The sequence below is a fragment of the Halobacteriovorax sp. RT-1-1 genome (assembly GCF_047085455.1).
GTDB lineage: Bacteria > Bdellovibrionota > Bacteriovoracia > Bacteriovoracales > Bacteriovoracaceae > Halobacteriovorax_A.
On sequence record NZ_JBKIXZ010000002.1, the window covers coordinates 666,730 to 679,941 of the forward strand.

Annotated in this window: 11 protein-coding genes; 8 read left to right on the top strand and 3 right to left on the bottom strand. The window is 35.9% G+C overall.

The window, feature by feature from the left end; genetic code table 11:
- Positions 1 to 2 precede the first annotated feature (2 nt).
- The 4 genes from ACMAWV_RS13595 to ACMAWV_RS13610 are packed head-to-tail and all read left to right on the top strand — an operon-like array spanning position 3 to position 3,462.
- Complete coding sequence (locus tag ACMAWV_RS13595; protein WP_103218212.1) at positions 3 to 1,259, top strand: SAM-dependent methyltransferase; 1,257 nt, start codon at positions 3 to 5, stop codon at positions 1,257 to 1,259.
- 9 nt (positions 1,260 to 1,268) lie between these two features.
- Positions 1,269 to 2,288: an SAM-dependent methyltransferase gene (locus tag ACMAWV_RS13600; RefSeq protein WP_103218211.1), complete on the top strand. Its 1,020-nt coding sequence runs from the start codon at positions 1,269 to 1,271 to the stop codon at positions 2,286 to 2,288.
- Positions 2,289 to 2,309: 21 nt separating this feature from the next.
- Entirely contained in the window at positions 2,310 to 3,002 is a 693-nt protein-coding gene (locus ACMAWV_RS13605; protein ID WP_392992714.1) for a fatty acid desaturase, read from the top strand.
- On the top strand, positions 2,995 to 3,462 hold the full coding sequence (locus ACMAWV_RS13610) for a chalcone isomerase family protein (RefSeq protein WP_392992712.1): 468 nt from the start codon (positions 2,995 to 2,997) through the stop codon (positions 3,460 to 3,462). Before ACMAWV_RS13605 ends, ACMAWV_RS13610 begins: the two co-directional genes overlap by 8 nt.
- On the opposite strand, the gene ACMAWV_RS13615 is transcribed toward ACMAWV_RS13610, so the two are convergent.
- Complete coding sequence (locus ACMAWV_RS13615) at positions 3,463 to 6,447, bottom strand: hypothetical protein (protein ID WP_412475801.1); 2,985 nt, start codon at positions 6,445 to 6,447, stop codon at positions 3,463 to 3,465.
- 118 nt (positions 6,448 to 6,565) lie between these two features.
- Here ACMAWV_RS13615 and ACMAWV_RS13620 point away from each other — a divergent pair, with 118 nt between their 5' ends.
- The 4 genes from ACMAWV_RS13620 to ACMAWV_RS13635 all read left to right on the top strand — a co-directional run bounded on the left by ACMAWV_RS13620 (position 6,566) and on the right by ACMAWV_RS13635 (position 11,747).
- On the top strand, positions 6,566 to 7,159 hold the full coding sequence (locus ACMAWV_RS13620; RefSeq protein WP_103218207.1) for a class I SAM-dependent DNA methyltransferase: 594 nt from the start codon (positions 6,566 to 6,568) through the stop codon (positions 7,157 to 7,159).
- A gap of 5 nt (positions 7,160 to 7,164) precedes the next feature.
- Positions 7,165 to 8,001, top strand: coding sequence for an S-methyl-5'-thioadenosine phosphorylase (gene mtnP / locus ACMAWV_RS13625; RefSeq protein WP_103218206.1), 837 nt, complete (start codon positions 7,165 to 7,167; stop codon positions 7,999 to 8,001).
- Positions 8,002 to 8,092: 91 nt separating this feature from the next.
- Entirely contained in the window at positions 8,093 to 10,384 is a 2,292-nt protein-coding gene (locus ACMAWV_RS13630; protein WP_103218205.1) for a PEP/pyruvate-binding domain-containing protein, read from the top strand.
- Positions 10,338 to 11,747, top strand: a complete 1,410-nt coding sequence (locus ACMAWV_RS13635; RefSeq protein ID WP_412470186.1) for a PQQ-binding-like beta-propeller repeat protein — start codon at positions 10,338 to 10,340, stop codon at positions 11,745 to 11,747. Before ACMAWV_RS13630 ends, ACMAWV_RS13635 begins: the two co-directional genes overlap by 47 nt.
- Positions 11,748 to 11,770: 23 nt before the next feature.
- Here the strand turns inward: ACMAWV_RS13635 and ACMAWV_RS13640 are convergent, their stop codons facing one another.
- Complete coding sequence (locus tag ACMAWV_RS13640; protein ID WP_412463238.1) at positions 11,771 to 12,274, bottom strand: hypothetical protein; 504 nt, start codon at positions 12,272 to 12,274, stop codon at positions 11,771 to 11,773.
- Positions 12,275 to 12,401: 127 nt separating this feature from the next.
- Entirely contained in the window at positions 12,402 to 13,181 is a 780-nt protein-coding gene (locus ACMAWV_RS13645) for a TIGR02147 family protein (RefSeq protein WP_412463237.1), read from the bottom strand.
- Positions 13,182 to 13,212: the final 31 nt, after the last annotated feature.

Here is a 13,212-nt window from a genome sequence, read left to right on the forward strand (position 1 = left end):
TTATGAAACCAGATATAAAAACAATAGAGAAATCACAATTGCTCAATAAGGATCAAAGGCCAGGTATTCTTCTTAGAACTCTTCGAGATGGGATTATAAAGAAATTGGCCTTACTAGAAAATGTTCGTCTAACGATATATGTTGGCGATGAAAAACATATCCTAGGTCGAGGAGAGCAACGAATTAGTGCTGAAATGATCATTCATGACCAAACTTTCTTCACAGATATTTTTATCAAAGGCTCAATTGGAGCAGCAGAATCCTATATCTTAAAGAAGTGGGATACACCGAATTTAAGTAATGTCATGAGAGCTTTTGCTATTAATAAGACACTTTTAAGTGAAATGGATGCAGGGTTTGTAAACCTTTTAAAGCCAGCTCGTTTTATTGAGTATTGGCAAAACAGAAATACAATTGATGGTTCAAAAAAGAATATTGAGGCCCATTATGATTTACCTGACGAATTATTTAAGCACTTTCTCGATGACTCGATGATGTATTCAAGTGCAATTTTTGCAAATGAAAATTCAACGCTAGAAGAGGCCCAGCAGTATAAGCTTAAAACTATCGGTGAAAGACTCAATATTAGAGCAGGTGATCATATTCTTGAAATTGGTACGGGTTGGGGTGCACTTGCCATTCATCTGGCCCAAGCATATGACTGCCATGTAACAACAACAACGATTTCGGAAAATCAATATATTGAAGCAGAAAGAAGGATTAAAGCAGCAGGTCTTGAGGATCGAATTACACTTTTAAAAAAGGATTATCGTCTCTTAGAAGGTAAGTATGATCGAGTTGTTTCTATTGAGATGATTGAAGCAGTTGGTGAGAAGTTCTTGAACACTTATATTCAAAAAATATCAGATGTATTAAAGGAAGATGGTCTTGCCCTTTTACAAATTATTACGATTAATGACCAAGAATATGATCGTGCAGTGAAAGAATTAGATTTTATTAAGAAATTTATTTTTCCTGGAAGCTTTATACCTTCAATTCATGCGGTCTTAGGTTCTGCAAAGAAAGTAACTGATTTACGTTTATACTCTCAAATTGACTTTGCTCAGGATTATGTACGAACACTTGAAGAATGGCAAAATCGTTTTAATCACGAAACTTATAAAATTCCAAAGCTCGGTGAGGATGAACAATTTAAAAGACTTTGGAACTTTTATTTTTCATATTGCATTGGCGGATTTAGTGAAAGGGCCATTGGTGTTTCTCACTTAGTATTTGGAAAACCACTATACAGATCTTAGGAGGATAAGATGTCTATATTAATGAATGCCGCAGAAAGAGGTTATATACCTGATCCATTAATTAGAATGGGGATTAGAAAGCTCATTAAGCAAAGAAAGGATGAGATTAATAAAAATTTAGAATTTCACAAGTCTGGAATTATAAATGACTTTAATAAATCACTAATTGCCGAGGACGTTGATAAAGCAAATGAACAACATTATGAGCTACCTCCTGAATTTTTTAAATTAGTTCTAGGTGCTAATCTTAAGTACTCAAGTGCATTATTTGATAATGGAATAACATCACTTGATGAGGCAGAGAGTGCGATGCTTGAAAAGTATTGTGAAAGAGCGCAAATTGTCGATGGAATGGACATTCTGGAGCTTGGTTGTGGGTGGGGTTCTCTGAGTCTTTTTCTTGCAAGAAAATTCCCAAACTCAAAAATTACAGCTATCTCAAATTCAAATGGACAAAGAGAGTTTATTGAAGAGCGTATTAAAGAGCGTTCATTAAATAATTTAGAGATTAAAACTTGCGACATAAATGATTTTAATATCGAAAATAAGTTTGATCGAATTGTCTCAATTGAAATGTTCGAACATATGAGAAATTATAATTCGTTATTTAAGAAAGTCGCGTCCTGGCTAAAAGATGACGGAAGATTATTTATCCATATCTTCTGTCATAAAGATGCTTCTTATTTCTTTGAAACACAAGGTGAAGACAATTGGATGGGCCGCTACTTCTTTACTGGTGGTGTTATGCCAAGTTTTGATCTTTTTGAAAAGGTTCAGGATAGCTTTAAATTAGTTGAAAAATGGAAAGTTAATGGCGCTAATTATCAAGAAACTTCTGAGCAGTGGTTTCTGAATATGGAAAAAAAGCGCAGTGAAATTATGAAAGTCATGGCCAATACATACGGTGAAGATCAGGCAAATATTTGGTTTCATCGTTGGAAAATTTTCTTTGCTTCATGCGCGGAGCTTTTTGGTTATGACAATGGTGAAGAGTGGTTTGTAGGACACTTCCTATTTGAAAAGAAGTAGTCGAATTCGACGGAGAAAGTAATGGTTTTTGCAATAAGCTTTTTAGTTATACATTGGTACTTATCGCTGTTTTGTCAGTCTTTCTATTTACATCGCTATATTTCGCATGGCCTTTGTAAGCTAACTCCTGCATGGGATAAGTTTTTCTTAATCTTGACGATTCTCTCGCAAGGTCCAAGCTTTCTTCGTCCACAGCATTACCGTACTTTGCATTTAAATCATCACAAGCATTCAGATGAAATTGGAGACCCGCATTCTCCTGTTGTTAGTAAAAATATTATCTCTATGATGTTACAAACTTATAGAGAGTACATGAGCGCAGAGACACAAGAAGAGAGGTATCCTAGTGTTGTTGCTATTGCCGATTCCGTATTCGTCAGGTTGCTCTTTGTCGTGTTATATGCGCTCATGTATTTATTATTCACTGATTCATATTGGTATCTATTACTTGTTCCTATCCATAGCTTTTTAGGTCCTATTCATGGTGCTATTGTGAACTGGTGTGGTCATAAATATGGGTATCGTAATCATGATCTCGATGATCATTCAAAGAATACACTTATAATTGATTTTCTTATGATGGGGGAGCTGTATCAAAATAATCATCATGCAAACGAGCATAGCTTGAATTTTGCAGATAAGAAATTTGAGTTTGATTTCACTTTTATTGCTCTTAAGTTTTTGAAAAAGGCAAAGGTGGTGAGCTATGAATAGATTAATTAGTAAACTTTTATTGCTTGGAGTTCTTTCCTTGTATGCAAGTGCTGTCAGTAATGATTTACGCTTAGTTGGGAAAGGCGTACTTTCCTATTTTGTTTGGGATGTCTATGAGGTGTCTTATTTAACAAGTGTTGATAAAAAGGTAGAGCTAATAAAGATTAAGTATTTGCGAGACATTGATAAGTCTTTATCTCAAAAGGGGTGGAGAGAATCTTTAAAGAACTACAAAGATGTTGATAAGCAACTTAAGGATCTTGTCGAAAGTAGTGTCGATGTAACAGAAGGGGATATTATATCTATCTATAAGATTAATGGTGACGATGTAATTATTAAAAAAAATGAAAAAGTTATTCTAGAGAAAAAAGATGATAAGAAACTTTATTCATTGGCCCACGCTCCATGGATTGGTGAATATCCTGTGGATTCAGATTTAAAGAGAGACCTCCTAAAGTAATTATATCCAGGCCAAGGCACCTGCACTATAGTTACTCGTATTCTTCTGTGTTTCTCTATCTAGGTCTTTATTTACCTTCTCAACAGAGTCGTTCAATGCTTTTTGGATGAGGAGTTGTTCTTGTCTTGTAAATTCAAGTCGCTCTTTTACACCTATAATAAGATCTATTTTTCCCTTATTGATTTGAGATGGCATTTTAGTAGCTATCGTAAGGTTCTTAAGCTTTGAGTGAGGAATTTTTCCATCTCCAATACCTGTTAAAATCTTTCTAAGATGCTTTTCAACTAATTCACCGTGGACGGCCAAATTTGTACGTTCACTTTGTTTTACACCTGATGGAATAAAGCTTAGTCGATATTGCGATGGATTTTCTTGGGCAGAAAACCGACTAACAAGTGCAATCTCATCCTTAGCTGTTAGTTGTTTTGAAGGTATCATGACACAATCGTCACCACTGCAAGCGTCAAAATATTCAATTTGTCTTTCATCTAAGACATCTTTTACGATTTGGTTAAATTTAGTTTTAATCTGATCAAATGTAGCTGTAACCTGTTGTTCACCTGCTCTCGTTGCTTTAATGATATCCCTAGGGGATTGGTTTTCAGTTCTCAATATATCAAGTGCAACTTGACGTATATTTCTTGCACCCATTCCTGTGATATCACCTGACATGCCACCAAAATTTGCTGTGTTAAGGTTTGCGTTTACTCGTTGCTTTAACCAAAGTCCAGGAGTTAAAGAATCGAGATTTCTGATGTAATTCATAAGATCTTGGCCATCTTGGATTGATAGCTTGCTTCCAAAGCGACGATTGAGTTCATTTGCCAGTGTTTCGCCATGGCCATTTAGTGGACCAGTTATTTTTCTTGCAACCTCAAATACTTCAAGTGTTGGAATATAGTTTTGTGATTGCCCAACCTTCTCAATAAGTCCTACTCTAGATAGTGGATGGTTTGTATTGAGTTTAGTATTGTACTTAGTGATATTCTTAACTTCTTCCTCTATTGTGAATTTTACTTTTTGAAAATTTGCAATCTGTCCTGAACGATCTATTGAGCGACTTCTCTTTGCTGCCTGTCCTGCTTCGTCTGCAGTTTCTCCAATGCCGGCCTGAAACCAACCCCTTATGTTTTCATTTGCTGGTATTCCTTCCATTGTCTTTACCATGTTGGCAAATTCACTATTTGCTTCTTGGTAGACGCTATTTAATTCTTTAGTTAGTTTTGCTTTAATATCACTTGATAGTTCTTTTGGTGCAAATGCAAAACGCATCGACTTGAAGTCCGAATATACTTCAATATCAATATTTGGGTACTTCTTTAAAAGCTCATTTATTTTAGTTGCAACAATAGTTTTATGTGCATTTGTTAGAGCTGTGACAAGACTTTTATCTCCAATCGTATCATTAAGTCTTTTAAGTGCTGAATTTTCAATATCTAAATAGAGAGATGCATTTGTTGCGCTGGCATTTTTAATCCAACGTCCGTTCAGCTCTACTCCTGTAAGGACATAGTTTTCATACTTTGTGATAAAGTCTGTCTTAGATGTTATTTTATAACTTGGGTCATTAAATACAGACTGACGATAGAGGTCTCTTTTCCTTATTCCATTTAAGTCATAATCGATACCTGTGCCTGAAGGAGTGTAGCGAATTGCTTTTGTTGCAACTTTTACGCCGCTACCTACGAGTTCTCCTGTTACTGAAAGAGGGGCAAGTAGAAGGGTGAAATCTCTTTCAAATTTTCGATCTTCATATTGTCTGACGGTTGTTAAACCTGAATTGAATGCTAATGCCGCATCTTCATAACGATTTTGCGCAATACTTATCCCAATCGTTTCGGAAGCAATACCAACTCCAATAATACATCCAACACCGGCCGTGAAGGCACAAATTCCACCGCCTATTAAGGCAGCACCAGCAAGAGCAAGGTCTGTTTTTATCTCATTGAAGTCTTCTTGATCCTTCAAGTCTTGCGAAATATCGCACAAAACTTTCGTCGCACCACGATTTTTTATAAATGAGTTTAGGATATTATCATTTCGAATTAACGTTACATCATCCTCTTTATCTTGTTGTGTAAGCTTATCAATTGATTGTTTCGTTTGCTCACTCAACTTTGAAATTACTTTTGTAACTTCATTAAGTATCTCTTTGTTGTCTTCGTTACCTCTAAGATCGATATGTGCGAGTATTGGGTTTTTTGCTAATTTTTCGTGATATTCACTTTTTAACTGATCACGGTACTTTGACATTTTATTTTTCACTGCTTTAGTGAGTTTATTTTGATGAAAGGACTCACAAGTGTATCGCCCCTTTGAGGGGATAAAGCGATATGAAGTAGGAGATATTTGTTCAATACACTTATTCTTATCAGCATTTTCTTTGAACCAGCTTTGTGTAAAGTGATGTTTTATCGCGTTTGCTTCTTCTTCAATTTTTAATTTCTCGTCTTTAGTAAGAGATTTCAAATCTTTATTTTGAAACTTATGCTTTATTGAAGCATTATAAAGTGTTGGCATCATCCCTTGATAATTAGGTGGTGGAACCATCATGGACATGGTTGCTCTTAGTTTTGGAATTTCCGTTCTAATTGTCTTAAGTATTGTCTCTCTAATCTTAAGACATTCCGGACGAGAATTGTGTAAGCATTCTCTTAGTTTCTCTAAGTATGATTTGTTTCTCTTTAGCTCACTAATGGTATATTCTTTAAGTTCACTTAGAATGTTGTCTTCATAAATACTTCTTTCTATTGCACTTGCAGTCTTAGACAGTGAGGTTAAATTATCAAAGTAATTGATACGTCCATTTTCGCATCCAATATAGTATTCATCGTTATGATTATTTGAAGTGATTCTTTGGCAGGCCGCTATTTCATATTCTTGGTGAGACTCTATGGACGAGCTACTTTGCACTGAAGTATTTATTGAAATAATACCTGTAAATAGCAGTAAGAGCCTCATCCTCATGTCCATATTATCGACCATTTATGTTTTTTTTCTTAGCTTTATCTTAAGGTGAACAGGATGAAAAAATATGACTTTTAACATGTTTTTTGATTAGATATTATAACGTTTAGAAATTAGTCATTTATGGAGAAAAAATATGTCACATTTTAATCATGCGGCCAACACTTGGGACTCTGAAGATAAGATTGCCCTAATGCAAACACTTGCAGAGAAAACTAGAGAACGTCTGAAACTGACTCAAAAAGTTGACCTTCTTGACTTTGGTTGTGGAACTGGTCTCTTTGGTCTTGAGTTCATTGATGATGCAAAAAGTATTACAGGTGTTGATACTTCGACAGGAATGTTAGAGGTATTTGATAAAAAATCGAGTGACTTTGATCATATTAATTCGATTAATATTGATTTAGAAAATCAAGAGCTTGATAAAAAATTTGATCTAATTATTAGCTCAATGACATTTCATCATCTCGATTCGCCAGCAAAAATGACTGCAAAACTTGCTGCCATGTTAAATGAAGGTGGTCAGATGGCCATCGTTGATCTTGAATCAGAAGATGGAAGCTTTCATCCAGACCCTAAAGGGATGGGTGTCAAACATTTCGGATTTTCTAATGATGAAATCGTTTCATGGGCAGATAAAGCAAATCTAAATGTAAAGATCGAAACAATTAATTCACGTACAAAGAACGGTCGTGAGTACAATCAATTCTTAGCAGTGTTTTATAAGTAGGTAATATGAAAATAGGTGTAATTGGTGGAAGTGGTGTTTATGATCTTGACCTTATGGAACAAGTCGAATCATTAAATATTGAAACTCCTTTTGGCATGCCAAGTAGTCATGTTGATCATTTGAGAATCAATGGGAGTGAATTCTACTTTATTACACGCCATGGGAAAGGACATCATATTAGTCCTTCTGATATTAATTATCGTGCAAATATTTACGCGCTAAAATCACTTGGCGTTACACATGTTATTTCTATATCTGCAGTAGGTTCTTTAAAAGAAGAAGTTGCTCCTGGTGACTTCTTTCTTCCTGATCAATTCATTGATTGGACTAAAGGACTACGTAAAAGGTCTTTCTTTGAAAATGGTATTGTGGGGCATGTTTCTGTTGCTGGGCCAATTGAAATGGGGCTTGTTGAGCGAATTAAAACATTAGCAGATAAGATCGAAACAAAATTTCACTTTGGTGGAAGCTATATTTGTATTGAAGGGCCACAATATTCATCACGAGCAGAGTCTGAGCTTTTTCGCAGCTTTGGTGCAAGTGTTATCGGCATGACGAATGTTCCTGAAAGCTATCTTGCAAAGGAAGCAGGGATGGCATACGCAACAGTTGCTCTTGTGACGGACTATGATTGCTGGAAAGATGAGGCATGTTCTCTTGAGGAGATCACAAATGTCATTAATAAGAATGTCTCGAATGTTAAAGAATTGTTAATTCATTTAATACCGAGCTTAGTTAATGATGAAGTTAAGTTTGAGAGATCCAATGAGAATGCCATCGTAACTGAACCGTCTTTTTGGCCTAAGGATTCAACAGATATAATTAAGACGCTAATTTCCTGATTTTTGGCATTTTATGTGACAAAAGGTGACGATTGTCATGTAATGACTGTCTCGTAAACGATATAAATTTATCAAGAAGAGGAAGGCGTTTATGTTGTATTATTTTAAGGATCTCCCTGAAGAGAAGAAAGAAGTTGGCGGCAAGGCCTATATGCTAGCAATGATGGCCCAAATGGGGATTGTTGTTCCTAATGGGATTATCTTAGACGCTCTACCAACCAAAGAAGAATTAGCTGAAATTTTTAGCTTTGCTCGCGATGGAGAATACTCACTTGCTGTCAGAAGTTCAGCAACGGGTGAAGATTCAAAAGAGAATAGTTTTGCAGGTCAAAACTCAACTTTCTTATATGTGAATAACGATACAGATCTTGAGCACGCAATTGAAAATTGTTTCAATTCTATTCATAAAGAGTCCTCAAAAGCTTATCGAAAACATTTTTTAGGATCTGATAAAGAAGTTCCTATGAATGTTGTTGTTCAGCGTATGATTGACCCTTCATATTCAGGTGTCTACTTTTCTAAAGATCCAAGAGGTAAGTATAAAACTTGGATGCTTGAATATATTGATGGAGTCGGTGAGGACCTAGTTTCTGGTAAACGTACTCCAATTATTCTAAGTGAAGAAGATTCACAGAGTGAACATATCACTCAAGATCAAGTAAAAGAGATTGTTGCTTTCGCTAATCTTGTGGAAGATAAATATCAAGATGACTTTGATATTGAATGGGCAATTGATAAAGCAGGTAAGGTTTATCTTTTGCAAGCGAGGCCAATTACTGCCAAGGCTTCAATTACAAATCTTAAAAAACTGGCCCATGATGAACTTGAAAGACTATCTCACTCATTTTCTGATGATACAGTATGGGATGGCCAGACATTTGCAGAATGGACTGTTTCTCCTACGACTTTAACTACTCAGATATGGTCAGAGTCATTTAAAAAAGATCAAGCCTTTGATAAGGCCCTTCGTAAATTAGGCTATGTTGGCTTTAAAGGTAATGAATCCATTATGGATGAAGTCTTTGGACGAAATTATATCAATCTGAGCAAACTTGGGCAGATGTACTTTGGACCTATTCCTTATTCGATTGAACCAATGCCAAGGCCACACTTAAAGTTTCATTTCTCAAAAATAACTCCAAAGGTTCTTTTTAGCACACCACAAACAATGTGGCGTATGCTCAAGGTTGGACTCTCGATTAATACTCATCGTCAGGAAGTTATTGATCAAGCTTCAAAAGAGCTGCTGGAGATTACAACAATTTCAAAGCGACCGAACGATCCTTCAATCTATAAAGACTGGAGTGAGGAAGATATTAATGGCCGTCTTTCTAAAGAGATTACAATTTTCAGTAATCGAACTTTAGAGTGGCCGTACATTTTAATATCGCTAACTGAAACAACAATTCAAACATTGATTTCTCTTCTTAAAAGTATTTATTCTGAGCAAGAAGCAGATCAAATGATTAAGAAGTGGTCTGGAGCGGGAATCAATTCTGAAACATACAATATGGGGCTTTACTTCAAAAAAGCTTGTGCAAAGCCTAATGTCAGACCCCTTTTTCTTGCTCGCTACGGCCATCGTGGACCAGGTGAATTAGATTTAAGTGCTAAGCGCTGGTCAGAAATAGGTGATGATGCATTTTATGATTATCCCTTAGAAAAATATGTACAGGATAAAAACTCTCACTCCTTTATTGATGTTGAAGAAGAAATTATGGGGATGAGGTCTTTTAAGAAGACTCTTATCTTAGAAGAATGGAAAATTTTAAAGCAATTACTTGAGCTTAGAGAGAAGTGGAAGATGGCCATTCTAAGACCTTATGCTCATATACGCTTTCTTGCTCTTGAAAAGGCAAGAAGGATTAATTTAGAAGATGAAAATGATATTTTCTTTCTTACTAAAGAAGAAATATTAAGTTTTGAATCATCAATGCTTGAGCTAATTAAAGAAAGAAAAGAGCGAGCAGCATTATTTAAGAACTTTAATTTTTCAACTGTTACTTCTTTGCAAGAAATTAAGGCCGTCATTGATGGCAAAGAAGATAGTAGCTCAAATGATCTCATTGGTGAGGGGCTCTCTTCTGGTGTTGTTAGAGGAAAGATCGTGGTGGTTAGTAACCCTGCAAGTTGGAAAGAAATTGATTGGCCTCAAAATGCAATTGTTGTGGCCCAGTCAACAGATCCAGGATGGACACCTGTCTTTACTAAGGCAAGTGGAATAATAGTTGAGCGTGGAGGAGTTTTATCTCACTGTGCAATTGTGGCCAGAGAGATGGGAATCCCTGCAGTAAGTGGAATTAAACAGTGTCATTTAAAATTTAAAGGTGGAGAAGATGTTTTCGTTGATGGAAATACTGGATCAATTAAACTCATGCAATAATTTATGTAGTGACTTTAGTTACTCAATTGTTCCTACTGTTTTATTACCTCTTGCTTTCCTAAGTACTGGTATCACTGTCGTTGCAACATTTATTGCAGGTCTTTTTGGTATTAAGTTAAAGGCCGAGGGCCCTAAGAAGTTACTTGAGGTCTTACTAAAACCAAAGATTCTAATCTCTGCTATGATCTTTAACGTTCTTATTTATGGCGGGATGGAAGCATATCAATACTTAAAGCATGGCCCAGTGCCTCTTTTGGTGCAGGAGTTGGTGAATAAAGATACTAGTTTTTCAAAAGCTCCTTTAAAAGCACAGGAAGGAATGATTTGGCAACAAAGTGTCGAAGAAGGAATTTTTGCTTCTGGTGTTGTGGTTGGTGATGAGTTATTTGTTGGCTCAAAAGAGGGAAATCTCTTTGTCATTGATATTAATTCTGGTGCTATTAAAAATAAGATTTTCTTTGGGAAGTTTCTGTCTCCAACTCCAGTCTATTATAAAGGATACCTATATTTTGGAGAAGGTCTTCACGCTTCTCATCATATGAGGGTTTATAAATTTGATCCTACTGCTAAGAAAGTAGTGGGTTCTTTTCAAACTAAAGGTCACACTGAAATTTTTCCTGTTATTACAGAAATTGATGGGAAGGATTACCTCTTTCAATCTGCTGGTGGTGACGGTCTTTATGCAATTGATCCAAATTCAATGGAGCTAATCTGGCAATACAAAGGTGGACACATGGATGCCTTTGTTCTTGTGAAGGATAATGCAGTCTATGTAGCAAGTGGAGTTCCTGAAGAGGATATTGGTAAAGCAAGACCTTATGCTTACAAACTAGATGTAAAGTCTGGAAAGCTTTTATGGAAAGAAGAACTACCACTTTCAAGTTGGTATGGGCCAGTGGCCACAAGAGATAATATCTGCTTTATTCAGGGGGAGCTTCACGTTAAGTCTGAACTAGGTGGACTTGTCTGTTTAAATTCTATTGGCCAACAAGTTAGTTCTATCAGTATCGATTCTCCTGTCATTGGTAAGCCAATTGTTTTTGATGACCTTATTGTCTTTAATGACTTTGATGGAAGAGTCTATGCGTGGAATAGCATTACTTCTAAACTAGAGTGGAAGTACGCCAGTCGTGAGAAGAAAATTGGCTACAACTATTCGTCAGTTAAGTATGACGGTGAAAAGCTTATTTTCTCTGATCGCAAGGGTAAAATTTCTTATCTTAGCCTAAATGACGGGAAAGTGATTAATTCCATTGAGTTTGGGGATGAAAGTGTTTTTGCGGATTCTCTGATTCTCGACCAAGGTCATTTGATCTTTGGAATGAAGGGTAGTATCAAATATTATAAGAATACAGTTAATTAGAAGAGGGCCTTAGAGGCCCTTTTTTATTTGATCTCACATTTTGGAATCGATTTTTTGAAATTTCTAAATACTTTATTACAAATTGATTTTCTGTACTGATTTTTAAATAAGCTTACTTCAGTACTTGTTGTTACTTCCTTAGAGATCACTTTATAATTATTTTTATAAAGCTCCACACTCATACGGCATAAGTGGTCATCTGAGCTTTCACCTCTAAGATCTCCGGAGATGATTTGGTAAGTAGCACGATAAAAGAAAGCTAGGGCCTTTTGATCATTAGCATTTTGATGAACATATGGATGATCATGATAAGTTCCGATGCTCATTTGATCGACAACATTATATCCCTTACTTTCAAAAGCTTGTCTAAATTTATCAAAGTAATCTTTTGGCATATCATAATTTGCAAATGTTCCGTAATAAGGACCTTTTGCCATCACAACATTACAAGTTTCATGTTTGATTTTTCCGGCAGCAAATGATTGGATCGATAGGATTAATGTTGCAATTAAAATTAAAGTTTTCATGTTGTTCTCCTTTTGTTTTTTGCCAATGTAATCGAAAGGAGGACTGCGCTCAATATGAGCAGGGGCCAATGTGTTGACCCTCGATTGTCATCATATAAATACTACAGCTTTTAATAATTTTAAGGAGTTATTTCTTCTTTTTCCCACTGAGCGGAAAAAGTGAAAGACTTAACTGATAGATTGAATCATATTCATTTGTGTCTTCTAGAAAATCACAAAGCTTACGCCTGAAGTCCCTAATCAGCACCTTTGCCTCTTCAATTTTTTTCTTATTAGTTGCCATCATCATTGATGATTGCTCACGAAACTCGGGAGTGACTTCGTCAATGGCAAGCTTTGCAAGATCAAGAATACGACGTTGTGATTCTTTGTTGGCCATATTGATATCTTCATCACTAAGAGCATGAGTAGAGCTTCCTTCCGTAAGATCTAGCCAATCACCATCATCACGAACTTCTAACAACTTTGCTTCAACAAGGTCATCAATTAGGCTTTGTGCATACTCTTCAGTCGTATGGAGCTCTCCCGCAATCCACTTTGCTGTTGGATCGAAGCCTTTAACTTTCATTAGCTCGAGGATAGCGTAATACTGCCAATTCTTAATGACCTCTTGGTGAATCATATCGACACGAGTATATTCTTCTTTTGGATTTTTTAGGCGAAATGACTTTATAACCTCTTTAGATCTTACTTCTTTTTTAATCTTAGAAAGCTCTTCTTCTGTAATTCCCAGTAGTTTAGCTCTTGATTCAATGAAGGCATCCGGAATTTCACGTTTACCATTTAAGTATTTAGAAAGAAGACCTGGGTCCATATCGAGGTAATTAGCAAAGGAGCGCATTGAAAAGCGTTTATTCTTTGATTTCTTTTCTTCAAGTATTTTTGTGAGTAATTCTAAATAATCCATTAGCTATAAGTATGAGGCATCTTTGAAGGAA